Annotated in this window: 23 protein-coding genes; all 23 read left to right on the plus strand. The window is 72.6% G+C overall.

Features of this window, described 5'->3' with window-relative positions:
- Nucleotides 1-157: 157 nt before the first annotated feature.
- Nucleotides 158-973 carry a hypothetical protein gene (locus J4E96_RS02715; protein ID WP_227424264.1) on the plus strand — a complete coding sequence of 272 codons (816 nt, stop codon included), beginning with the start codon at nt 158-160 and terminating at the stop codon, nt 971-973.
- Nucleotides 973-1,698: a Flp pilus assembly protein CpaB gene (cpaB, locus tag J4E96_RS02720; RefSeq protein WP_227424265.1), complete on the plus strand. Its 726-nt coding sequence runs from the start codon at nt 973-975 to the stop codon at nt 1,696-1,698. Before J4E96_RS02715 ends, cpaB begins: the two co-directional genes overlap by 1 nt.
- 1 nt (nt 1,699) lies before the next feature.
- Nucleotides 1,700-3,364: an AAA family ATPase gene (locus J4E96_RS02725; protein ID WP_227424266.1), complete on the plus strand. Its 1,665-nt coding sequence runs from the start codon at nt 1,700-1,702 to the stop codon at nt 3,362-3,364.
- Nucleotides 3,361-3,714 carry a TadE/TadG family type IV pilus assembly protein gene (locus J4E96_RS02730; RefSeq protein ID WP_227424267.1) on the plus strand — a complete coding sequence of 118 codons (354 nt, stop codon included), beginning with the start codon at nt 3,361-3,363 and terminating at the stop codon, nt 3,712-3,714. Before J4E96_RS02725 ends, J4E96_RS02730 begins: the two co-directional genes overlap by 4 nt.
- Nucleotides 3,711-5,063, plus strand: a complete 1,353-nt coding sequence (locus J4E96_RS02735) for a CpaF family protein (protein ID WP_227424268.1) — start codon at nt 3,711-3,713, stop codon at nt 5,061-5,063. The genes J4E96_RS02730 and J4E96_RS02735 overlap by 4 nt, the downstream gene beginning before the upstream one ends.
- Nucleotides 5,060-5,986 (plus strand): type II secretion system F family protein, encoded by a 927-nt coding sequence (locus J4E96_RS02740; RefSeq protein ID WP_227424269.1) that lies wholly within the window; start codon nt 5,060-5,062, stop codon nt 5,984-5,986. Before J4E96_RS02735 ends, J4E96_RS02740 begins: the two co-directional genes overlap by 4 nt.
- The gene (locus tag J4E96_RS02745) at nt 5,983-6,894 is read left to right on the plus strand and encodes a type II secretion system F family protein (RefSeq protein WP_227424270.1); all 912 of its coding nucleotides are present in this window, start codon (nt 5,983-5,985) and stop codon (nt 6,892-6,894) included. Before J4E96_RS02740 ends, J4E96_RS02745 begins: the two co-directional genes overlap by 4 nt.
- Nucleotides 6,891-8,066: a sensor histidine kinase gene (locus J4E96_RS02750; RefSeq protein WP_227424271.1), complete on the plus strand. Its 1,176-nt coding sequence runs from the start codon at nt 6,891-6,893 to the stop codon at nt 8,064-8,066. The genes J4E96_RS02745 and J4E96_RS02750 overlap by 4 nt, the downstream gene beginning before the upstream one ends.
- Nucleotides 8,063-8,746, plus strand: coding sequence for a response regulator transcription factor (locus tag J4E96_RS02755; protein WP_227424272.1), 684 nt, complete (start codon nt 8,063-8,065; stop codon nt 8,744-8,746). The genes J4E96_RS02750 and J4E96_RS02755 overlap by 4 nt, the downstream gene beginning before the upstream one ends.
- A gap of 141 nt (nt 8,747-8,887) precedes the next feature.
- Nucleotides 8,888-9,094: a hypothetical protein gene (locus J4E96_RS02760; RefSeq protein ID WP_227424273.1), complete on the plus strand. Its 207-nt coding sequence runs from the start codon at nt 8,888-8,890 to the stop codon at nt 9,092-9,094.
- Between the two features lie 202 nt (nt 9,095-9,296).
- Nucleotides 9,297-9,974, plus strand: a complete 678-nt coding sequence (locus J4E96_RS02765) for a hypothetical protein (RefSeq protein ID WP_227424274.1) — start codon at nt 9,297-9,299, stop codon at nt 9,972-9,974.
- 58 nt (nt 9,975-10,032) lie between these two features.
- On the plus strand, nt 10,033-11,130 hold the full coding sequence (locus J4E96_RS02770) for an OmpA family protein (protein WP_227424275.1): 1,098 nt from the start codon (nt 10,033-10,035) through the stop codon (nt 11,128-11,130).
- Complete coding sequence (locus J4E96_RS02775; protein ID WP_227424276.1) at nt 11,127-11,777, plus strand: hypothetical protein; 651 nt, start codon at nt 11,127-11,129, stop codon at nt 11,775-11,777. The genes J4E96_RS02770 and J4E96_RS02775 overlap by 4 nt, the downstream gene beginning before the upstream one ends.
- A gap of 44 nt (nt 11,778-11,821) precedes the next feature.
- Complete coding sequence (locus tag J4E96_RS02780; RefSeq protein ID WP_227424277.1) at nt 11,822-13,198, plus strand: hypothetical protein; 1,377 nt, start codon at nt 11,822-11,824, stop codon at nt 13,196-13,198.
- Nucleotides 13,199-13,219: 21 nt separating this feature from the next.
- On the plus strand, nt 13,220-13,684 hold the full coding sequence (locus J4E96_RS02785) for a hypothetical protein (protein ID WP_227424278.1): 465 nt from the start codon (nt 13,220-13,222) through the stop codon (nt 13,682-13,684).
- Complete coding sequence (locus J4E96_RS02790) at nt 13,681-14,265, plus strand: ATP-grasp domain-containing protein (RefSeq protein WP_227424279.1); 585 nt, start codon at nt 13,681-13,683, stop codon at nt 14,263-14,265. The genes J4E96_RS02785 and J4E96_RS02790 overlap by 4 nt, the downstream gene beginning before the upstream one ends.
- A gap of 117 nt (nt 14,266-14,382) precedes the next feature.
- Nucleotides 14,383-14,802 carry a hypothetical protein gene (locus J4E96_RS02795; RefSeq protein WP_227424280.1) on the plus strand — a complete coding sequence of 140 codons (420 nt, stop codon included), beginning with the start codon at nt 14,383-14,385 and terminating at the stop codon, nt 14,800-14,802.
- The gene (locus J4E96_RS02800) at nt 14,792-16,207 is read left to right on the plus strand and encodes a hypothetical protein (RefSeq protein ID WP_227424281.1); all 1,416 of its coding nucleotides are present in this window, start codon (nt 14,792-14,794) and stop codon (nt 16,205-16,207) included. Before J4E96_RS02795 ends, J4E96_RS02800 begins: the two co-directional genes overlap by 11 nt.
- 108 nt (nt 16,208-16,315) lie before the next feature.
- Nucleotides 16,316-16,939, plus strand: a complete 624-nt coding sequence (locus tag J4E96_RS02805; RefSeq protein ID WP_227424282.1) for a hypothetical protein — start codon at nt 16,316-16,318, stop codon at nt 16,937-16,939.
- 1 nt (nt 16,940) lies between these two features.
- Entirely contained in the window at nt 16,941-17,513 is a 573-nt protein-coding gene (locus J4E96_RS02810) for a hypothetical protein (protein WP_227424283.1), read from the plus strand.
- An 8-nt stretch (nt 17,514-17,521) separates the two neighbouring features.
- Complete coding sequence (locus tag J4E96_RS02815) at nt 17,522-18,010, plus strand: hypothetical protein (RefSeq protein WP_227424284.1); 489 nt, start codon at nt 17,522-17,524, stop codon at nt 18,008-18,010.
- A 58-nt stretch (nt 18,011-18,068) separates the two neighbouring features.
- Nucleotides 18,069-19,559, plus strand: a complete 1,491-nt coding sequence (locus J4E96_RS02820; protein ID WP_227424285.1) for an OmpA family protein — start codon at nt 18,069-18,071, stop codon at nt 19,557-19,559.
- Between the two features lie 329 nt (nt 19,560-19,888).
- Entirely contained in the window at nt 19,889-22,621 is a 2,733-nt protein-coding gene (gene pcrA / locus J4E96_RS02825; RefSeq protein WP_227424286.1) for a DNA helicase PcrA, read from the plus strand.
- Nucleotides 22,622-22,721 lie beyond the last annotated feature (100 nt).

Here is a 22,721-nt window from a genome sequence, read left to right on the forward strand (position 1 = left end):
GAAGGTCGTGCGGCGGCGGTGGAAATGCCCCGTTTTGTGGAATCGGCATCTTTTGCCTCGGCTATAGTTTGGTGAAACCCGGCTGAAGGTCAGCGGAAAACTGCGTCGCCAGCATGTGCTGTCGTCCTCTTGATCTCGTCGGAAGGTGCGTGCTCACGTGCAGCATGGTGTCATCGGTGCCCTGGTCACCCCGACCGCCGCCGCGGGTGAGCTCGTCGCCGGCCGCGGCGTCGTCCTCGCCGACCCGCACAGCGTCGACGGGCTGTGGTCCGTCGTCGATGCCGACGTGACCCATTGTGTCCTGCTCGGCGAGCGCCAGCACGAGTCGCTGGTGCGCCGCCATGCCGCCCTGCTGAGCGATCGCGGCGTCGCCGTCGCCTGGCGGGTCGTGCCGCACGGACCGGCGGCCGTCGTCGCCATCGCCCTCGAGGCGGCGACGCAGCAGCTCGACGCGGGCCAGGTGCCCGAGTATCTCGGCGAGCTCGCCGCGCGCACGTGGAGCGGCGCGTGGATGCCGAGCGTCGCGAAGCTCGAGAAGCCGGCCCCGAGCGTCCTGCAGCACCTGCGCTCGCTCGCCCCCGGGGGTAACGGCTTCCTCGTCAGCCTCTCGGGCGACGCCGACGTCGTCGCCGTCGGCACGGCGACCAACCCGCGCACGCGCGGCTACCGCTGCACGTCCGTGATCAGCGTCAGCGCCGCGATGCCCGAGCCGGCCCTGCGCGACGTGCTCACTCTCTGCGGGGCGGGGGAGCGCATCGTCGTCCCCGCGCTGAGCTTTGACCCGCGCGAGCGTTTCGGCTCGGCCAAAGCGATCGAGATGGTCGCGCTGCCCGTCGGCAACGAGATCCCGATGCCGCTCGCCGACTCGCTGCCGCGCTGCGTCGTGTGCGCCGCCGTCGTCCCCGCCGAGTTCTGCAGCTTCTGCCATGTCCGCCTCGTGCGCGACCCCCTCGAGCACTCAGGAGTCCAGTAGTGAATCCCCGTCAGCGCCGTGGGGTGCTCTTCATCCTCCTGTCCGCCGTGCTCGCCGTGGTGGTCTTCTTCGTCGTCGTCAGCTACGTCGCCAATGTCGCGAGCCGGGTGGGATCACTGGTCACGGTGTACCGCGCGGCGGGGCCTGTCGCGGCCTACGCGCCGCTCGACGAGAACTCGATCGTCGCCGACGAGGTGCCCGCGCGGTGGCTCGCCGACGTGGACCGGCTCACCGAGGACGACCTGATCGGCCGCAGCGTGGCCGTGAACCTCGAAGAGGGCACGATGCTCACCGCCGACATGCTGGTCCCGGCCAGCGACCTGAGCCCCACCGAGCGCGAGATCGCGGTCAACGTGGACTCGGTCACCGGCCTCGCCGGCCGCATCGAGACCGGCGACTACGTCGACATCTATGCGGTGTTCGCGGACGTGCCCGGCCTGCCCAAGCAGGTCCGGGTCCTGGTGCGCAACGTGCGGATCGTGTCGGTGCGGGGCGAGCAGACGACGGTGGACGAGGACGCCACGACCGGGCAGCAGACCGTCATCCCGGTGACGCTCGCGCTCGAGCCGAACGACGCGCTCTCGGTCACCTACGCGAGCGCGTTCGCGGCCGAGGTCCGGCTCGTCGGCCTGCCGACGGGCACGGGCGAGGACCGCACGGGCGAGCAGGGCGAGTTCGACGCCGAGGACCTCGGCGGGCAAGCAATCCCCGAGGGAGGGAACTGACATGGCCGGAATCGTCGTCATCGGTTGCGCCGACCAGTCACTGGCCTACGAGCTCCGCTCGCAGCTCGCGGAGGCGGCGGAGGTCGAGGTCGTCGGGGTCGCGGAGACCACGGCCGAGCTCACCGCGCTGGTGATCCAGCACGACCCCAACCTGATCCTGGTCCACGACCAGCTCGGCCCCGAGCCGGTGCACCAGGTCGTGCGCGACCTCAGCCTGCGCCGGCCCGCCGCGGTCTCGATCGTCGTCTCGAGCGACAACGAGGCCGAGGCGATCGGCGCCGCGATGGACGCCGGCGCGCGCGGGGTGCTCGCGTACCCGCTGACGTTCGCGGACGTCCAGGTGCGCGTCGTGAACGCGCTCGAGTGGTCGCGGCACATGATGGCGCTGCTCGCGAACGCGGGACCGGCCGAGACCGGCGCTCGCGGGCGGGCCACCGTCGTGGCGGTGACCGGCTCGAAGGGTGGGGTCGGCACGACGACCGTCGCGACCCACCTCGCCTGGGACATCCGCCGCGAGCTCCCCTCGCACAAGGTGCTCCTGGTCGACCTCGACCTCGAGAAGGGGGACGTGACCAGCCTGATCGAGGCCCGGTACCGCACCTCGATCGCCGACCTCGCGAAGGTCTCGCAGGACCTGTCCGTGCGCACCGTCGCCGACGCCGTGTTCGAGCACGAGTCGGGCCTGCACCTGCTGCTGCCCCCGGCCGACGTGCGCGACGTCGAGTGGGTCACCCCCGCCGCGGTCCGCCAGATCGTCGCGCTCCTGCGCCAGCAGTACGACCTCGTCGTTATCGACGTCGGCGCGCACGTCACCCCCGTGCAGGCCGCCGTCGTCGAGATCGCCGACGAGGTGATCTCGGTGGTCACCCCCGACCTGATCAGCCTGCGCGCGCTGCGCCGGAACCTCGGGTGGTGGGACTCGCTCGCCGTGCGCAAGCCCGAAGGCGTCCACGTGCTGCTCAACAAGCACTCCCGCCTCGACGAGGTGCAACCCGAGACGATGCGCCGCCTGTCGCCGAGCGGGCTCATGCAGACGGTGCTGCCGGACATGGTGCGCCGGCTCGAGACCGCCGCCAACTCCCGTTCGCCCGAGCTCGTCTCCGAGGCCGCGTGGTGGAAGGGCCTGCGGGCGCTCGGTCGCGAGCTCGGCGTCGTGCGTAGCCCCGCGGCGGCGAAGTCGGCCGAGCCGGTCCTGGCGCCCGCGACGGTGCCGCCGGCCCAGCCCAGCCAGCACGCGCAGCACCCGTTGGCCGAGGCCCAGGCCGAGGTTCCGGTGGCGCCGAGCCGGCGGGACAACAGGTCCACGCGGCGCGAGGCACGCGAGCGCGGCTCGGCCTCCGTCGAGCTGCTCGGCGTGTTCCCGTGGGTCATCGTGCTCGTCCTGATCATGTGGCAGCTCGGCGTGGCCGGCATGACGTTCGTCTGGACCGGCTACGCGGCCTCGGCGGCGGCGCGCTCGGTCGCGCTGAACGAGACCTCCGCGGAGGTGACTGCGGCGGCGCGCGAGCGCATGCCCTCCGGCATGCGCTCGGACTTCACGGTCTGGGTCGACCCCGCCGACGAGTCGCGGGTCACGGTCACCTCGCACGTGCCGCTGGTCGCGCCGGGGATCCTGAGCACGCCCTGGACCGTCGAGATCGACCGCTTCGTGGTGGTCGAGCCGTGAGGCGTCTGCGCCGCGAGGACCGCGGCTCCGCAGCGCTCGAGGTCGTCGGTGTCCTGCCGGTCGTCGCCATCGTCCTGCTCGCGCTCCTGCAGGGCATCGCCGCGGCGTACGCCACGCACGCGACGAACCAGGCCGTGCGCGACGGCGCCCGCGCGCTCAGCCTCGGCAGCTCGGCCGCGGATGCCGAGCTCGCGGTTACGCGCTCCCTGCCGAGCGGCCTGGCCGTCGAGCACTTCACCGTCGTCGCCGGGGGTGACGGGGTCCGGCTCGAGGTCCGCGTCCCCCGGATCGGCGTGTTCCCCCAGCTGACGGTGGACCGCACCGCGATCATGCCGGACCTCGCGCCGTGAGGGGCTTCAGCGACTGGACCGAGGCCGGCAAGGACCGCGTCGAGGCCACGGTCCCCGCGGTCGCCACCGTGACCGAGCTGGACGAGGTCCTCGTGACCTCGTTCAAGCGGAAGCTGCTCGACGAGGTCGACCTGCACGAGCTCGGGCGGCTCGACCCGGGCCAGCGCCGCATCCGGCTGGAGCGCGTCGTCGCGCACCTGGTCTCGACCGAGGGCATCATCCTCACGACGCGCGAGCGCAACGCGCTGATCAGGCGCGTCGTGGACGAGTCCATCGGCCTGGGCGTGCTGGAGCCGCTGCTCGCCGACGAGTCGGTCAGCGAGATCATGATCAACGGCCACGAGACGATCTACGTCGAGCGCTTCGGCATGATCGAGAAAGTCGCCGCCAGCTTCGCGTCCGAGGAGCAGCTGCGCCAGACGATCGACCGCATCGTCTCGACCGTGAACCGGCGGGTCGACGAGTCGAGCCCCATGGTCGACGCGCGGCTGCCCGCCGACGACCGCATGCCGCGCGGTGCGCGCGTCCACGTCGTGCTGCCGCCGCTCGTGCTCAACGGCCCGACGGTCACGATCCGGCTGTTCCCGAAGGCCTACGGGCTCGACGAGCTGCTGACCCGGGGGAGCCTCGACCAGGCGACCGCGACGCTGATCGCCGCGTGCGTGCGGGCCCGGCTCAACATCATCGTCTCGGGCGGGACGGCGTCGGGGAAGACGACGATGCTCAACGCGCTGTCGGCCTTCATCCAGGGCCGCCAGCGCATCATCACGATCGAGGACGCCGCCGAGCTGTCCCTGTCGCAGGAGCACGTCGTGCGGCTCGAGACGCGACCCGCGAACGTCGAGGGCAGCGGCGCGGTCACGATCCGGGACCTGGTGCGCAACGCGCTGCGCATGCGCCCCGACCGCATCATCGTCGGCGAGGTCCGCGGCGGCGAGGCGCTCGACATGCTGCAGGCCATGAACACCGGGCATGAGGGCTCGCTGGCCACGGTGCACGCGAACTCCACGATCGACGCCCTGACCCGGCTCGAGGTGCTGGCCTCGATGAGTGACGTGGCGATCCCGTTCACCGCTCTGCGGGATCAGGTCAACGGCGCGATCGACATCGTCGTGCAGCTGCTGCGCGGCTCCGACGGGACGCGTCGGGTCGTGGAGGTCGCCTTCGTGTCGTCCAGGCACGACGACGACTTCCAGCTCGACCCGCTCATGCGCTGGGACCCCGAGGCCGTGAACGAGACCGGCCCGCCCGGACGCTTCATCCAGTTCCCGATCCCGGCGGCGCTGAGCACGAAGCTGCGCCTGGCGGGCGAGCTCGCCGCCCTGCCCGAGCCCGGGCCGACGCTGTGACCCTCCTGCTGGTCCTCGCTGGGGTCTTCGCGGCGTCGACCTTCTTCGTCGCGGGGGTGCGCGACCTCGCGCTCGTCACGTCGCGCCGGCGGTCGCTCGTGCTCGGCATGGCCGCCGACCTCGAGGGCGGCGACGGCACGGCGATCGAGCGGTGGGACCGCTCGTTCCGCGCCACGAGGCCGGGCCGCTGGGTGCAGCGCCAGCTCGTGCTGGCGGGGGAGGAGGAGCGCTCCGCCGTCCTCGTCGTCGCGGTCGCGCTCGGCGGCGGGGTCGTCGTCGGGTACATCCTCGCGATCGGCCTCGCGCCGGTCTTCGGCCTCCTCGGCATCGCCGCCGTCGTCGTCGGCGCGCGCGCCTACCTCGGGCGCGCGAAGGACCGCCGCAACGAGCAGTTCATCGCCCAGATGCCCGAGCTCGCCCGCGTCCTGTCCAACGCCACCAGTGCCGGCCTGTCCATCGCGGCGGCCGTCGGCATCGCCGCCACCGAGATGTCCGCGCCGGCGGGGCCCGAGCTCGGCCGGGTCGAGAGCCGCATGCGGTTCGGGGACAGCCTCGACACGGCGATGTCGGGACTGGAGGACCGCCTGCCCTCGCGCGAGGTCTCCGTGCTGGTCTCGACCCTGCTCGTCAGCGCGCGCTCGGGCGGCTCGCTCGTCACCTCGTTGCGCGACATCGCGGACACCCTGGACGAGCGCAAGGAGGTCCGGCGCGAGGTGCGCACGACCCTCGCCCAGTCGACCGCGACCGGGTACATCGTCATCGTGATGGGCTTCGCGCTGCTGTTCCTGCTCAACTTCATCCAGCCGGGCACGGTGGAGGCGATGCTGGCGGAGTGGGTCGGGCGCGGGGCGCTCATCGTTGGCGCGTCCCTGTTCGCGGGCGGCTTCCTCCTCATCCGCAGGCTGACGAGGTTCGACGGATGAGCGGGCTCGTCGCGCTCGCCACCGCGGTGGTCGCCGCGCTCGCCACCGCGCTGTTCCTCTACGGTTACCGCCAGATGCGCTCCGACGCCATGGGCCGGCTCGCGGTCGAGGACCTCGCGCTGCTGCGCGGTCAGCAGCGCCGCAAGGCCGAGGGCGAGTCGCCGCTCCAGCGCCTCGCGCGCCGCTTCGTCCCCGGCATGCGCCGCCGGCTCGGCCCGCGCCGGATCGCCGGCCTGCAGCGCCGGATCGACGAGGCCGGGCGCCCGGACGGGCTGACGGTGGACGGCTACCTGGAGCGCACGGCGTGGTGGGCCCTGCTCGTGGTCCTCGCCGCCGTGCTCTTCCTCCTGCAGGGCAACGTCATCGCCGTGCTGCTGTGCGTCGCGGTCCCAGTGATCCTGCCGCTCAGCCGCCTCGCCGCCGCGCAGCGCACGCGCCGCGAGCGCATCGACCGCGACCTGCCGGACTTCCTCGACGTGCTCGCGGTCACGGTGATGGCTGGCGTCAGCTTCCGCGCCGCCCTGGCCCGGGTCGCGGAGCGGTTCGAGGGTCCGCTCGCGGACGAGATCACGCTCACGCTCGAGCAGATCGCCAACGGCGCGTCGGTGCGGGAGTCCTTCACCAACCTGCGCGGGCGCAGCTCATCCGAGCCGGTCGCGCAGTTCGTCTCGGCCCTGCTCCAGTCCCAGGAGCTCGGCGCGCCGCTCGCGGAGTCGCTCAAGCAGATCGCCGAAGACATGCGCCGCGACAGCGCCCAGCGGCAGCGGCGCGCAGCGGCGACGACGGCCCCGAAGGTCACGCTGGTGACCTCCCTGGTGCTCGTGCCCGGCGCCCTGATCTTCGTCATCGTCGGCCTGTACCTCGGCGCGGACGTCGATCTCGGCGCCCTGCTCGGCGCCGCGGGATGAGCCCATCTCCGCGGCACTTCGCCCACCGCGTCGTCGGCGTGGCGCTCATCGTCCGGCTGGTGGCGATCACCGTCGCGACGTTCACCCTGGTCGGCGAGACGATGACCGCGCCGATCCTCTTTTCGACCGTCGCCCTCGGCGCGTCGGGACTGCTCGGGCTCGCCTACCCGGCCGTGCTGGACTTCGTCGTACGTCATCCGCTCGCGCTGATCGTCGACATCCTCGTGACGCTCGCCGTGGTCGCGACGCTCGGGGTCGAGAGCCCGTTCGTGCTCGCCACCTTCTCGACCGCGCTCATCGTCGGAGTCCTCTTCGAGCGGCGGACGGCGGTCGCGGCGGCCGTGGTGCTCGTGGCCGGGTACCTGCTGGCCGCGCGCGTCGAGGTGCTGCCCGACCGAGGATTCATGGTCGCGGTCGGCGTCCCGGTCCTGTACGTGTGCCTGGTCGCGATCGGGTCGGTCGTGCAGACCGCGCACGAGCAGCAGGCGTCGGCCGCGCGCGAGATCGCGCTCGCGCGCGAGAGCGCCGCGTCCGCGGACGAGCGCGCCCGGCTGGCGCGCGAGATGCACGACTCGCTCGGCAAAACCCTGCTCGGCATCGCGCTCGCGGCCGACGCGCTGCCGATGTGGGTCGAGCGCGACCCGGCCGTCGCGCTCGTGGAGGCGCGCGGGCTCGCCGGCGGAGCGCGGCAGGCGGCCGATGAGGCGCGGCGGCTGCTGGTCCGCATGCGGGTGGACCAGCCCGACCGACCGCTCGTCGAGGTGCTCGCCAGCGTGTGCCAGCAGTGGCAGGCTCACCACGGCATCCCGTGCCGGTTCACCTGCGCCGGCGCCGTCGACCTGTCGACCGACGCCCGCTACGAGATCCTCGCGATCATCGGCGAGGCGCTTGAGAACGTCGCCCGGCATGCCCGGGCGAGCGTCGTTGACGTCGCGGTCCACGGCGGTGCCGACGGCGCCGTGCTCCTGTCGGTGCAGGACGACGGCCAGGGCTTCGTGCCGCAGTCCGACGGGACGAGCCCGCGCGGCCACTTCGGCCTCACCGGCATGCAAGAGCGCGCGCAGGTCGCCGGCGCGTCCGTGACGATCCGCACCGGGGTCGGCGGCGGCACCCGCGTGCTCGTGCAGCACCCCGCGCGGCTCGTGCGCCAGATCGCGGACGAGGTCGCGTGACGATCGCCGCCGACGACGCGGCCCAGGCGCCGCCCGCCGCCGACCCGGCCCAGGTGACGGTCGTCGTCGTCGACGACAACGCCGTCATCCGGATGGGCCTGCGCAGCCTGATCGGCGCGTCCGAGCGCATGCGGGTCGTCGGCGAGGCGAGCGACGGTGACGAGGCGATCCGCGTCGTCCGCGAGACCCAGCCCGACGTCACGCTGCTGGACGTGCGCATGCCGCGCCGGGACGGCGTGCAGGTCACGGCGGAGATCCGGGCGTGGACCAAGGTGCTGATGCTGACCTACAGCGAGGCGCCCGAGGTCGTCCGAGCCGCGGTCGAGGCCGGCGCGAGTGGTTACCTCGTGCACGGCCAGTTCGCCGCGCACGAGCTGGAGCGGGCGGTGCTCTCGGTCGCCGAGGGCTCGCTCGTGCTGTCCGAGCCCGCGGCGGCGGCGCTGCGGGCGGCGTGGGCGATACCGGCAGCCCCGCCCGTCGCGCGCCACGCGATCCTCGGCCTCAGCGAGCGGGAGACCGAGATCATGGAGCACATCGCCGCCGGCAGCGGGAACCAGGCCATCGCGGCCGCGTGCTTCCTGTCGGAGAAGACAGTGAAGAACCACATCAACCACATCTTCGCGAAGCTCGGGGTGCGGACGCGGGCGGAGGCGGTCTCGCTGTGGCTCGGGGGGAGCTAGCCGGCGGCCACCGGGCCCAGGCGAGGTTGGGCCCAGGTTTGGGCCCACGGGCCCGCCGCGGGCGGCGACCGCAAACGTAGCGTCAGCGGTATCAGGGAGCCGGACCGGCCGCCCGATCGTCAATCGATACAAGGGGTAGTCATGACTCGCATGTTCGTCGTCACCAAGATCCGTCTCCAGCAGGCGCTCGAGTCCCGCGAGTCGGGCCAGGGCACGCTCGAGTACCTCGGCATCATCGTCGTCGCCGCGCTCCTGATCACCGCGCTCATCGCCGGTATCAAGGAGTTCGAGATCGCGACGAAGGTCTCGGACGCGCTCTCGAAGATCACCGACGCCATCGCCTCCTGACGGTTCACGATCTCGTTGCCGCGGTGCGGTGCGGTGCGGTGGCCACGGGCCGCCGCACCGCTTCCGTGATCGCGGCCCGGGCCTTGGCCGCAGAGTGAAGCCGCACACCTGGTGCGCACGGACACCCGAAGGGGCACTGACGATGGTTCGAGGCGCGGGACGGCGGGTGCGGCGCGCGGCGCACGAGGCAGGGGCCGCCGCGATGAGCATGCTCGCCGTCGTCGCCGTCGCGATCGTGGGGCTGCTGTTCTTGGCGATCGTGCCGCTGCTGTCGGGCTCCGAGCAGAGCGGACGCACGCAGACATCGGCCGACGCCGCTGCGCTCGCCGGCGCACAGGACGTGCGCGAGTACGTGCTCGACCAGCTGCACTCGGTCTTCACCGTCGGTGGCTGGAACAGCTTCGGAACTCTGATCGGCCCGGCTCGCGGCTACGGTGCGGCGCAGTCGTATGCCAGCGCCAACGACGCCGAGCTCATCACCTATTCGTACGACCCGTCCCGCGACCGGTTCTCCGTCCGCACGCGGCTGCTCGCGGAGGCGCCGAACGGCGATCGCGCCGAGTCGCTTGCCACCGCCTCGCTCGGCGTGAAGCTGGGGACCTGCGGCATCGGGCGCCACACCACAGTGGTTGGCTACGAGGAGGAGCCCACGCCGGAGCCCCCGCCGGATCCCCCGGCCGACCCCGACCCGGACGAGAGCGCCCCGCCCACGTCGAGCCCGACCCCCACGCAGACGCCCACCCCCGTGCCGATCCTCGGCTTTGAGTACCGGTTCACGTGCGACGGGTTCGACTCCGGCTGGTCGCTCGAGATCTCCGACCTGCTCGACGACACCGCGGACTGGCTCGACGACCAGCTCGTCCCGAGCCTGGTGGAATGATGACACCTTCTCGTTCGCGAGTCCTTACGCCCCGACCGTCCCACCGGAAGGCCCCCCGATGACGTTCAGCACGCTGGTCACGACCGGACGGCGCGGGCTCGCGCTCGCGGTCGCCGCGGCGCTGCTCCTGGGCGGCGGCGCCGCCTACGCCGCGTCGGGAGACGACGACGGCGTGCCGACCGGGACCGTCGACGTCGACGGCCAGGAGACGCCGATCCTCGCGAGCTTCGCGTACCACCAGTTCAACACCGACACGAACCCGGAGCTCCGAGGCTTCGTGCACGGGGTGCGCCGGATCGAGGGCGGGACCGTCCTCTACTACTCGGTCGGGACGCCCGCCGACGGCAAGGCGGATGAGCTCCTGGGCTCGATGATTTTCCCGGTGTCCATGAGTCCCTACAAGGTTCTGCACGGCACCGACCTCAAGCTGATCGACGCGCCGAACCTCACGGGCTACCTCCCGCTGAGCGCCTCGGAGGGCCTGACGACGCTCACGACGGACCTGGCGGGCGCTCCCGGGGAGCTGCGGGTGGGTTTCGCCGTCTTCGCCGAGCTCCCCGCCGGCACCACGTCCGTGCAGGTGGTCATGCCCTGGGGTACGTCCGCCGGCGAGGTCCCGGTCGAGGACGGCGCGCTCGAGCCGGTCGGCACCGACCCGGCACCGCTGCTGGGCGAGGGCTGGCCCGCCCTGCCGCCGGCGGCCGAGCTCGCTGGAATCGACCCGACCTCCGACACGTACACCCTGATGCGGCGGTCCGGCGACATGGCGGGCACCGCTGAGACCGAGGAATCGCCCGAGCAGGTCTCCACGACGCTCGACGCCAACGTGCTGTTCGCGACCGGGTCGGCCGAGCTGTCCGGCGAGGCGCAGTCCGCGTTGGCCGCCGTCGCCGCCGACATCGCGAGCCGGGCTACCGGCGAGGTCGTGATCACCGGTCACACGGACTCTGACGGGGCCGACGCCTCGAACCAGACGCTCTCGGAGCAGCGTGCGGCCGCGGTGCTCGCCGTCCTGCAGCCGGCGAGCGGTTCAGTGGTGACTTTCACCTCGGTCGGCAAGGGCGAGAGCGAGCCGATCGCGGAGAACGGGTCTGCCGAGGGCAAGCAACAGAACCGGCGCGTCACCGTCGTGTACGCGATCAAGGGAGCCTCATGAAGACGCCGGTCCGGTTCGTCGTGGGGACGGCCGCGTTCGCCGTCGTCGTCCTCGCGGGCCTCGCCGCCTGCTCTTCGGACGACCCGGCGCCGGATCCCGCCACGAGCGCGGCGTCGTCGGATCCCGACCCGACGGCGACGGACGCGGACCCGGCCTGGACGGGCGCGAGCCTCGCGACGGCGCTCTTCGACGCCCCGATCGCCGCCGCCCCGCTCGCGACGGTGACCGGCGCGCTCGCGAGCGACACGACGCCGATCCCCGCCACGATCGAGGTCACGCAGGTGCGGGCGAGCGCCGACAGCACGCTCGTGACGTTCACCCTGAAGAACGTGGACGACTCGGACCCGACCGTGAACCCGAAGGCCTTCAACGCCGACCAGCCGGGGACCTTCGATATCCGGGGCATCACCCTCATCGACGCGGTGGCGAAGCAGCGGTTGCAGCCCTACGTCGGCCGCCCCGTCGATGACCTCGAGGTCGGCCTCCCGCTCTGCGCATGCTCCGACGCGCCGCTGCAGATGTCCACCGAGGGGCAGCTGCTGTCCGCGATCTTCCCGCCGCTCGACGAGGGCACGAAGACCGTCACGCTCGAGCTCGTCGGCTTCCCGCTGCTCGAAGACCTGCCGGTCAGCCGCGCCGGCAAGTGAGGCGTCGGCGCGCCTCACGCGAGACCGGGGCGAGCGCCGTCGAGATGCTCGGTGGGATCGCGCTGGCCGCGATCCTGATCGGCGGGCTCACGGTCGCGCTCGCCGCTGCGTACCCCGGTCAGCTCACCGTCGGTCTGTGCAGGCTCAGCGCGGCGGCCGGGTTCGGCTCCGGCGACTGCTCGGCCGAGCCGGTCGCGGCCGCCGCTGCGAAGACCGACGCGGACTACCAGCCCGGGGTCTGCATGCTGAACGAGACCTCCGAGACCTACAACGCCGAGGTCAAGATCTGGTTCGTCAAGATCAGCGAGGGCTCGGGCTTCATCGTGCAGGAGTTCTCCGACGGTTCCGTCCGGGCGACGCTCACCGACGGCGCGACCGTCGGGGCCACCGCCTCGATCGGGTCCAAGACCTTCGACTCCGACAAGCTGGGGACCGGCGACGCGGGCGGCGTCGACGTGTCCCTCGGCGCCGACCTGGAGTTCGAGTACGGCGACACCTGGGAGTTCGACGACGCCGCGCAGTGGGACGACATGAAAGACGACCTGGACTCCTACCTGCTGCAGCAGGTGCAGCTCAAGAACGACTCCTCGGGCGGGGTGAGCTTCTGGCTGGCGATCAGCAACGGCTTCGTCGACCCGCCGAAGGATCCCAAGGTCTCCTACGGGAAGATCGGCATCGAGGCTGCCTTGGAGGCGTCGGTCGGTGTGCAGCTCAATGCCGGTATAGACACCGACGGCAAGAAGACCTACCTCGACCCGGAGCTCGGGGCCAACCTGACGGCGGCGGCCGGGAGCTCCGTCGTCGTGGAGACGAACCACGAGACCGGTGAGCACAGCTACACGTATGCGCTGACCGGTAAGGGGTCGGTCGGCGCCGACGGCGTCTTCGTGCACGGTTCCGCCGACGGCGAGATCAACGGCGCCTTCACCACGGTGTATGGCAAGGACGGCAAGATCGCGGAGCTTTCGTTCAAGAGCTCGTACGAGGTCGGCACGACGCTGGAGGTCGGCAACGGCGCGCTGGAGGTCACGGGCAGCACGGACACGAAAGACTCGCAGACGGTCGCGACGACGACGACGATCACGGTCGACGACGACAACCGTGCGCTCGTCAACGACTGGCTCTCGTTCCAGTCCGGCGCCGCGGCGACGATGTCGCTGCCGTTCGCTGCGATGGTACCGAGCGCGCCGTCCTCCGACCCGTTCCTCCAGCTGCTCTACGAGGACGCGAAGACGAGCGAGATCACCTACCACAACGTCAAGGACGGGTGGGAGTTCGGCGTGGCGGTCAAGAAGGGGTGGGAGTTCGGGTTCAACGTCAGCGCCGAGGAGGCCACCGCCACGAAGACTGACGCGAACTTCCTCGGGGCGCCCGGCGTCGACGGCGTGCGCCCGCAGGTGAACGACACTGAGTGTGACTGAACGCGAGGAGAGACCGAGATCATGACGATGAGACAGGGTGAGGCGATGCCGACCGGGCTGAGCCAGTACCGGCGCGCGTGGATCGCGGGCGCGATCGGATACGTCTGCTCGCTCGTCGTGGCGGTCTTGCTCCTGACGATCCTCGCTGGTGTGGCCACGCCGGCGACGGTCGCGAACCTTTCCTGGCTCGTCATGTACGGACCGGTGGTGGCCGGGACCGTCGTCGCCGTGCGCGCCGCGCCGTGGCAGCGCAGGCCCACCTGGGCCCAGCCGCTGATCGCGGCGGCCGGCGTCGCGACGGTCGCCGTCGTCGCCGCGGTCTGGTCGTCCTGGCAGGCAGACCGGCACCTGGCCGGCGGGCTGCGCCTCAGCGTCGTGATCGTCTCGATCGCCGGGCCGGTGGTGGCGACCGCCGTCGTCGCGTTCGCGGTCGGCCGGCTGCACGCCGGCACCACCCCTCAGAGCTCGGAGCACAGGTCGGTATGAGCACACCAGTCAAGCGTTCGAACGTGCCGTGGGCGATCGGCACGAGGCACGTGCGCGCCGGGGTCGTCGGCGCGATCGCCGTCGCGCTGCTCGCGGCGTGCGGGTCGGGCGACGAGGCGGTCGCGCCGGAAGGGTTCGTCCTGAAGACGGTCGGTGCGCTGTCGGTCGCCGTCCCGCAGGACTGGCAGGACATCGAGGGTACGACCGAGAAGTGGCAGAACGGCTGGGCCGATGCAGAGCTCGACTCCGCGCAGTACCTGCTGATCGCGAGCCCCGAGTTCGGCTCGGACGGCGCAGACCTGGGCCGCTCGACGTTCGTGGCGGGAGCGCAGATCGGCGGGGTACCGGGCTACGCCTCGGAGAGCTTCACGGAGCCGGTCGCGACCGACTCGCTCGAGATCGCGCGCAACGACTACACCTACACCAGCGCCGACGGGGCGGCCTACGAGGGGATCTTCTGGGCCGCCGCCGACCCCGAATCCGGCGTGACGGTCGCCCTGCAGCTCACCGGTAAGGACCTGCCTGCCGACCTCGTCGCCGGCATCGAGTCGAGCATCCGCGTCGACGCGTCCGCCACGTAGGGCCCGGCCTGGGCCCGACGTCGGGCCCCTGGGCCCATCGCGAGGCGGGCTCGGTTGAGCAGACTCGGGGCAGAGCGGGACAGCAACCCGCACCCGACGAGCCACAGGGAGCACGGCATGCCGGTCCTACTGACGATCCAGGTCGCGTTCGCGACCGCGTTCGGGGGGCTGGTCGCGGGCTTCGCCGCGGGATTCTTCGCGATCTCGACGCTCGACGTCTCCGCCGCGGTCACGTTGCGAGCCGTGCTGGTCGCGGCGCTCATCCTCGTCGCCCCCTACCTGCTGGTCCGCCGGCGCGTGCTGGCGGCTCGACGCACGCCGCTCCTGATCGCCGGGCTGGTCGGGCTCGCCGTGGGGTACGTCGTCAACCCGTTCGCGTGGAGCGGGCGCGCCTTCTTCGCCCAAGGCGTCGTCGAGCCCGGGGTGCTCAGCGCGATCCTCGACCTCGCGGGTTGGCTCGTCATCGGCGCCGCCGCCGTGCTCGCCGCGAGCCGCGCCGCCGCGAGCCAGGACCAGGCGCTCAGCTATGAGCGCTGACCGGATGAGCCCGGCGCGCGCGCTCGCCCGCGTCCGGCGGGACGACCGCGGCGTCGGCACCATCGAGTACCTCGGGGTGATCGTGCTCGCCGCCCTCCTCGTGACCGCGCTGGTGCTGGGCATCACCAACGCCCGCTACGCCGAGCGGCTCGAGGCGGCGCTGTGCGAGATCACGTCGCTCGGCCAGGGCGGCTGCGCGATGCCGTCGGACATCGTGCGGGCCGCGGAGGACTACGTGCCGCCGGACCAGTGCATCGTGAGCTCCACCGGCAACGACTCGAGCGGCAAGCTCACCGTCGTGGTGACGCTCGAGAGCGGCGAGCAGTGGGCGATCAACCAGCTCGGCGACGGCACCTACCAGCTCACCCGCGCGGCGGACGGCAGCGTCGGGATCGGCGTCGGCGTCGGCTTCGACGTCTCGGCGACCGTCGACAACGAGAAGTTCGGCGTCGGGGCGTATGCGAACGTCGCCGCGGCGCTCGCGATCGGCGGGGGCGAGTCGTTCACGGCATCCTCGGCCGAGGACGCCATGCAGATCCTGCACGCGCAGCAGCAGGACGACACGAAGGACGCGATCTTCGGGGACGACAACGCCGTCCGCGACGGCGCCGACTGGTTGAACGAGACCTTCGGCGGCAGCAACGACAACGAGGACGCCGAGCCGGACGAGTGGTTCACCGAGGGCGGCTTCGTCGCGACCGGCACCGCGGGCTCGACCGCCATCACGGGCTCGGTCGAGGCGTCCGCCTCGGTCGAGGCCTACGTGGGGCGGACCGACCGCAAGGACGGCACGTCGACCGACTACCTGCGCGCCGAGATGGCGATCGACGGCGGGGTGACTGGCTGGGGCCCCGACGCGTCGGGCAACGACAGCTACATCAACTACACCGCGGAGGGGTCGGCCGGCGCCGTCGTCGAGATCGACCGCGACAAGGACGGCAACCCCACGACGTTCCGGATGACCAGCGTGCTCATGGGCAACGCGACGGGCGAGCAGTCCTACTCCGGGGACGGGGGCATCGACAGCGATCCGACGTACACCGAGCGCACCGTCTCGTTCCCCCTCGAGACCGCCTCGGACCGCGCGCTCGCCTCGCGCGTGCTGCAGGCCGCGGGGATCCCGTACTACCCCGGCGTCACCGACGGGATCGACGTGCCGCAGGCGGCGACGGACAAGCTCGACCCGACGGCGCTCGGCGGCGCGCTGTTCGAGGCGGCCTCGACTCGCGGCCACATCTACGAGCAGGAGTACACGACCAGCACCGACGAGTCCGGGTTCAACGCCGAGGGCAAGCTGGGGCTCGAGCTGGGGCTCGGCGGCAGCTCGATCGACAGCACCCGGACGACGACCGGCTACACCTACTGGGACGGCTCGTCGATGGTTGATCGGGCCGGCTGCTTCTGACCGTTCGGTACGCTGGACCATCCCCGTCGCTCGTTCTCGTCGATCCGTCCCGCTGCTGATCCACCCTCCGTTGCACGCCCCGCGAACGCTCTCCGAAGGACCGACCTCATGCGCCGTCGTCAGACCCCCCGCACGCTGGCAGCCACCGCTGCGACGACGGCGGTCCTCGCTGCGGTGGTCCTGACGCTGACGGGGTGCGGCGGGTCGGAGCCCGAGGCGTCCGGCAGCGCGAACCTGGCGCCCGCCGACGCGCCCGACGGCTGGACCGCGCGCGAGCAGGGCGCGATCCAGGTGTCCGCGCCGGAAGACTGGGCCGAGTTCGAGCCCGAGGCGGCCGAGGATGCCGAGAGCACCGGGGCGACCTCGTACGGGCTCAAGGCACCCGTCGCGGCCGACGGCTCGGGCACCGGGGTGTTCACGATCATCGCGACCGAGCCGGCGAACGACGCCGCGAAGGCGACCAGCGTGGCCCGCGGCGTCGGCGAGTCCACGCTCGGCGCGACTGACGTCGTCGAGGAGGAGCTCGAGTGGCCCGGCGCCGAGGCGGCCGCCTACCTCTCGTACGAGGCCGAGCTGCCCATGCCGTCGGGCGACGACGTCGTCTTCCGGTACGAGTTCCTCATCCTCGACCTCGCCGACGGGTCGCAGGCGATCGTCAACGTCGTCGGCCCGGCCGCCGGGTACGACGAGGCCGGCGTGCACGACGTGCTCGCCAGCACGACGGCGTCCTAGCGTGCCGACCGGCCCGGCGGAATCGATCAGGCAGCCGTTCACGCGCGGCAACCTGGTCCGGGTCACCCGCCTGTGGAGCCTCGTCGCCTTCGCCGCCGTCCCGCTGTTCCTGGCGGTCGGCGTCGCGCTGCTCGTCGGCGTCTTCCCGGCCCAATCCTCGCGGGCCTCGGTCATCGAGATGACGGCCGCGCCGGGCGCCGAGATCGCGGCCCTCGGCGGCTCCCGGGGCATGGCGCTGTGGGGTCAGCCCGCCGACGTCGATCTCGCGCAGGTGACCTGCACGTGGACCGGCGGCGCGGACGCCGGCGGCGAGCTCGAGGTCGGACCGGCGCCGGACCGGCCGACGGAGGTCACCGACAGCCGAGGCAAAGGCGACTTCGTGTGGCTGACGACGACGGCGGGTGAGTTCGTGCCGCGCTCGGCGACCTGCAGCGGCGGTGGGCTCACGACGCTCGGTGCGAGCGTCGACCCCGGCACCGGAGCGGGCAGCTCGACCGGCCTGTTCTTCGTCCTGCTCGCCCCGGTCATGCTGGTCCTCGGGCTCGTCGCCCGGCGCCTGTCCCGCCGGTCGTAACAAGCCTCATGACCGGTACAGCAGTGACGTCCGTGCCGACAACGGCGTCCGGACCGACCACGATCGACGACCTCGGGCCGGTCGGCATCGGCCTCGTCATCGCCGTGCTGGTCCTGTTCGCGCTCGCGAGCCTCGCCGTCTTCGCCTACAAGTGGCGCGGCCGGCGGGTCTACACGCACGGGCTGCGCGGGCAGGCCGCGATCGCGGAGGTCCGGCAGATGTCGACGTGGCAGCGCTACTCGGTCACGTCGCCCCCGACCGAGTCGGTCGTGGTGGCGACCGCCGCGATGCCGCGCGGCGTCTCGACCGACCAGGCGTTCCCGCGGGGCACCTTCGCGCCCGGGCAGATCGTGCCCGTCGTGCAGCGCCCCGGCGACTCGTCCCGGCTCTACGTCGACGTGCCGGGCCAGGCGCCGTCGGTCAGCGAGGTGTACCGGTACCTCGCGGTCGCCGTCGGCGCGGTCGCGGGCATCGCCTACGCCGCGAGCACGCTGTGACCCAGAAAGCCGTCGGGCGCCCGACCGCGCACGTGCACGCCGATCCGAGGATGTGACCGTGAGCCGACGCGCTGCGGTGGTGTGCCTGGCAGCTATCGCGACGCTGGTGCTCGGAGGCTGCGAGTCGGCCGGACCCGATGACGGCGCCGGCGACGGTGCGGTGCGCGCGGAGGTCGAGTACCTCGGGACGTTGGTGGACCTGGTCGTCCACCCGGTCGAGGTCCAGGACGGCGTCGCGCTGCTGACGGTGGACTTCGCGCTCGCGGAGGGCGCGCCGGCGAGCGCCTCGTTGTCGATCGGCCTCATCCTGGCGCCCGCGACCGGGCCGAAGGGCACCGGGCTGGTGCGGCTCGTCGATCTCGAGGCCGGCACGGTCAACCTGCCCGGCGAGGACGCGGCCGGTCAGCCCGCCACGACGCGGGACTACCTGACGCTCGCCCCGGACGCGACGGTGACCAGCCAGGGCTTCTACGGGGCCCCGACCGGCGACTCGGTGGCGGTGCTGTTCCCATTCTTCGGGATGGTGCTGGACGTGCCGGTCGTGCAGCTGGCGGGCACGGACGGGTTCGCCACGACGCCGGCCGAGCTCGGGCGCGAGGGCGAGATCACGTACCCGTCGCCGGTGCTGGACACGTTCACCGAGGGCTACGACGACTCGTCGTCGGCCCGCGTCGAGGGGACGGCCGCGACGGTCGCGCTGGCGTCGGACGTCCTGTTCGCCGTCGACGACGCGGTGCTCAGCCCGGCCGCCGAGCAGGTCGTCGTCGCGGCGGCGGCGGAGATCTCGGCGGTCGCCGCCGGTGGCGAGGTGTCCGTCGTCGGGCACACCGACGACGTCGCGTCCGACGCGTACAACCAGGACCTGTCGGTCCGGCGCGCGCAGGCGGTGACGACGGTGCTGGCCGCGGCCCTCGGAAGCGGCTTCCCCGTGACGCCGACGGGCGCGGGGGAGACGCAGCCCGCGGTCGACGGCGCGTCGCCGGAGGCGCGGGCCGCGAACCGGCGGGTCGAGATCGCGTTCACCGCGAGCGACGTCGGTGCGGCTGTAGAGATCGCCGGCGCACCGGCGCCCGAACCGTCCGGGCCGACGGCGACCGGGGAGGCGGCCGTGGAGGTGCCGTTCGCCGACGGGTCCTTCGGGGTCAGTGCCTCGGTCGTCCGCGCGGGCCCGTTCCTCATCGGCTCGATCGAGGTCGAACGGACGTCCCCGAGCGCGGGCGACTTCCTCGAGTTCTTCGGCACCGTGACCCAGGGGCTCGCGGCCGACCGGCACCTGCCCATGTCGGCGATGGTCGCCGGCCCGCACCGCGTGACCCTGCTCGGCACGAGCAGCCGCTACTACCCGATCGACTACGTGCTCGAGGAGGCGGAGTCCGGCGGCGGCTCGGAGGTGCGGCAGATCCTCGCCGACGGGTTCCTCAACGTGCAGCCCGAGCAGGGACAGACCGTCCTCGTCACGGTCGTCTGGCCCGACCCGGGTGGCGACACGGTGACGATCGACGTGCCGGACCGCTTCCGGCTTCTCGACGTCCCGGTCACCTCGGCCTAGCGGGCCGAGCGGCGGGCAACGAGCTGCCGCCTCCCCGCCGATCCCGACCGTCCGCGCGGAGCATGTGACGCGAGTGGCGGGAGTCGCGGGAGTGTCGCCGGTTCACTTCACTCCCGCCCCATCCGCACCATGCTCCACGCCGACGGCGACTCGCCCCGCCCGGGGGGCGCCCCGGTCAGTTCTGCAAACCCCGCGGGGACCGAGCCGGGGACGGTTCGGGCCGAGACCTGTCGCGCCGAGACCGTTCGCGCCGCAGATCGCGACACGGCGCGGGTCTAGTGGCCGGGCGGTCCCGGCCCGTCGGTGGGTCGGCCTACGCTTGCGGCGTCATGAACTCACTTTTTGCCGACCTCCCCCTTCCCGGGCTCAGCCGCGCCGACCTCGGCGAGCCCGTCACCGCCGTCGGCCCGCGACGCGGTGCGCTCGCCGCTGCTCGCACCGCTCATCCCGTGGTGACGGCCGCCGTGACCGACGTGTCCGAACCCGCGTCCCAGGCGCCCCAGGCGCTGGGCTCGCGACGCTCCCCGCGGGACCGGCCGGAGCGGCCGGAGCAGCCGGATCAGGCCGTCCGGGACCTCGACCCGGCCGAGGGCGATCGCGGCTTCGCGCCGGCGCCGGGAGCCCCCTCCGTCCGCGACCCGGAGAGCCTTCTCGTCGGGCTCAACCCGCAGCAGCGCGAGGCGGTGCTGCACTCCGGCGGGCCGCTGCTCATCGTGGCCGGTGCCGGCTCGGGCAAGACGCGGGTGCTGACCCACCGGATCGCGCACCTGCTCGCGACCCGCCGCGCGCGCGCTGGCGAGATCCTCGCCATCACCTTCACCAACAAGGCCGCCGCGGAGATGCGCGAGCGCGTCGAGGCGCTCGTCGGCCCGCCCGCGAAGGCGATGTGGGTCTCGACGTTCCACTCGGCCTGCGTGCGGATCCTGCGCAAGGAGGCCAAGACCCTCGGGCTGCGCTCGAGCTTCTCCATCTACGACTCCGCCGACTCGCTCAAGCTCATGACGATGGTCGCGCGCGAGCTCGAGCTCGACCCCAAGCGGTACCCGCCCAAGGCCCTGATCTCGAAGATCTCGGCGCTCAAGGACGAGCTGGTGGACCCGGCCGACTTCGCGCGCACGTCGGGCACCGCGGCGGGCGCCGGCGACGAGTTCGACACCGTCCTCGCGCAGGCCTACGACCGGTACCAGGCCCGGCTGCGTCAGGCCCACGCGCTCGACTTCGACGACCTGATCATGACGACGGTGCACCTGCTGCAGGCGTTCCCGGCCGTGGCCGAGCACTACCGGCGTCGGTTCCGGCACGTGCTGGTCGACGAGTACCAGGACACCAACCACGCGCAGTACATGCTCGTGCGCGAGCTCGCGGGCATCTCGGCCCCGGCGGCGCCGCGACCCGACGGCGCCGGGCCCAGCGGCGCGCGACCCGACGCGACCGGTACCGACGCCGCCCCACCCGACGCGACCGGGACCGACGCGGTCGCACCCGGCGAGCTGACCGTCGTCGGCGACGCGGACCAGTCGATCTACGCGTTCCGCGGCGCCACGATCCGCAACATCGTCGAGTTCGAGGCCGACTACCCGAACGCGCGCACCATCCTGCTCGAGCAGAACTACCGCTCGACCCAGAACATCCTCTCCGCCGCGAATGCCGTGATCTCGCGCAACACCGGCCGCAAGCGCAAGCGGCTGTGGACCGACTCCGGCGCGGGGCCCGCGATCGTCGGGTACGTCGCCGACAACGAGCACGAGGAGGCGCGGTTCATCGCGGAGGAGATCGACCGCCTCGGCGACTCCGACGGCGTGCGCCCCGGCGACGTCGCGATCTTCTACCGCGCGAACGCGCAGTCCCGCGCGCTCGAGGAGGTGCTGATCCGGGTCGGCCTGCCGTACAAGGTGGTCGGCGGCACCCGGTTCTACGAGCGGCGCGAGATCAAGGACGCCGTCGCGTACCTGCGCGCGATCGCGAACCCCGACGACGACGTCAACCTGCGCCGCATCCTCAACGTGCCCAAGCGCGGCCTCGGCGACCGGTCCGAGGCGATGGTCAACGCGTTCGCCGAGCGCGAGCGCCTCTCGTTCGGCGCCGCGCTCGCCCGCGTCGACGAGGTGCCCGGCCTGGGCACACGCGCGCTCACCGGCCTGCGCGCCTTCGACGCGATGATGAACGAGCTGCGCGCGCTCGCCGCGACCGGCGCTGGCCCCGCCGAGGTGCTCGGCGCCGTGCTCGACCGCACCGGCTACCTCGCCGAGCTGCGCGCGAGCGACGACCCGCAGGACGCCGCGCGCGTGGAGAACCTCTCGGAGCTGCACGCGGTCGCGTCCGAGTTCGAGCAGTCCGAGCCCGACGGCGACCTCGCGGACTTCCTCGAGCGCGTCTCGCTGGTCGCGGACTCCGACCAGATCCCGAGCGACGACGACGGCGACGGCGCCCCCAAGGTCGACCAGGGCGTCGTCACCCTGATGACCCTGCACACCGCCAAGGGCCTCGAGTTCCCCGTCGTGTTCCTCACCGGGCTCGAGGACGGCACCTTCCCGCACATGCGGTCGATGGCGGACGAGACCCAGCTCGCCGAGGAGCGCCGGCTCGCGTACGTCGGGCTCACCCGAGCGCGCGAGCGCCTGTACCTCTCGCGCGCCGCGGTGCGCACGTCGTGGGGCATGCCGAACGAGTTCCCGGCGAGCCGGTTCCTGGACGACCTGCCCGAGGAGCTCATGGACTGGCGCCGCCGCGAGTCGAGCATGTCGGTGCTGCGGTCGGGCGCCGGCTACGGCTCCGGCTACGGCGGGTCGAGCTACGCCGGCTCGGGCGGCTCGGGGCAGGGGCAGAAGAAGCGCCCCGTGCCGCCGTCGCCCGACGCGCCGAAGTTGGGCTCGGCGACGCCGCGGCCCGCCGGCGACGTGCCGAGCCTCGCGATCGGCGACAAGGTCACGCACGACGCGTACGGGCTCGGAACCGTCGTCGGGGTCGAGGGCGCCGGCGCGAACTCGGTCGCCAAGATCGACTTCGGCTCCGACGGGACCAAGCGGCTGCTGCTGCGGTACTCGCCGGTCACCAAGCTCTGAGCGCGCGCCGCGGCGGCTGAGCGCGCGCCGCGGCCCGCCGGCGGCGAATCTGTCGATGTGAAGATATCTGGGCCGCCGCCCGCTACGATCTGTCCGGGCG

This window comes from Pengzhenrongella sicca (genome assembly GCF_017569225.1).
Taxonomy (GTDB): Bacteria; Actinomycetota; Actinomycetes; order Actinomycetales; family Cellulomonadaceae; genus Pengzhenrongella; species Pengzhenrongella sicca.

What these genes read in the sequence shown, in the direction of transcription:
- J4E96_RS02725 (WP_227424266.1), top strand. Translation starts at nt 1,700, where the DNA reads ATGGCCGGAATCGTCGTCATCGGTTGCGCCGACCAGTCACTGGCCTAC.
- J4E96_RS02745 (WP_227424270.1), top strand. Translation starts at nt 5,983, where the DNA reads ATGAGCGGGCTCGTCGCGCTCGCCACCGCGGTGGTCGCCGCGCTCGCC.
- J4E96_RS02750 (WP_227424271.1), top strand. Translation starts at nt 6,891, where the DNA reads ATGAGCCCATCTCCGCGGCACTTCGCCCACCGCGTCGTCGGCGTGGCG.
- J4E96_RS02760 (WP_227424273.1), top strand. Translation starts at nt 8,888, where the DNA reads ATGACTCGCATGTTCGTCGTCACCAAGATCCGTCTCCAGCAGGCGCTC.
- J4E96_RS02765 (WP_227424274.1), top strand. Translation starts at nt 9,297, where the DNA reads ATGAGCATGCTCGCCGTCGTCGCCGTCGCGATCGTGGGGCTGCTGTTC.
- J4E96_RS02770 (WP_227424275.1), top strand. Translation starts at nt 10,033, where the DNA reads ATGACGTTCAGCACGCTGGTCACGACCGGACGGCGCGGGCTCGCGCTC.
- J4E96_RS02775 (WP_227424276.1), top strand. Translation starts at nt 11,127, where the DNA reads ATGAAGACGCCGGTCCGGTTCGTCGTGGGGACGGCCGCGTTCGCCGTC.
- J4E96_RS02780 (WP_227424277.1), top strand. Translation starts at nt 11,822, where the DNA reads ATGCTCGGTGGGATCGCGCTGGCCGCGATCCTGATCGGCGGGCTCACG.
- J4E96_RS02785 (WP_227424278.1), top strand. Translation starts at nt 13,220, where the DNA reads ATGACGATGAGACAGGGTGAGGCGATGCCGACCGGGCTGAGCCAGTAC.
- J4E96_RS02790 (WP_227424279.1), top strand. Translation starts at nt 13,681, where the DNA reads ATGAGCACACCAGTCAAGCGTTCGAACGTGCCGTGGGCGATCGGCACG.
- J4E96_RS02795 (WP_227424280.1), top strand. Translation starts at nt 14,383, where the DNA reads ATGCCGGTCCTACTGACGATCCAGGTCGCGTTCGCGACCGCGTTCGGG.
- J4E96_RS02800 (WP_227424281.1), top strand. Translation starts at nt 14,792, where the DNA reads ATGAGCGCTGACCGGATGAGCCCGGCGCGCGCGCTCGCCCGCGTCCGG.
- J4E96_RS02805 (WP_227424282.1), top strand. Translation starts at nt 16,316, where the DNA reads ATGCGCCGTCGTCAGACCCCCCGCACGCTGGCAGCCACCGCTGCGACG.
- J4E96_RS02815 (WP_227424284.1), top strand. Translation starts at nt 17,522, where the DNA reads ATGACCGGTACAGCAGTGACGTCCGTGCCGACAACGGCGTCCGGACCG.
- pcrA (WP_227424286.1), top strand. Translation starts at nt 19,889, where the DNA reads ATGAACTCACTTTTTGCCGACCTCCCCCTTCCCGGGCTCAGCCGCGCC.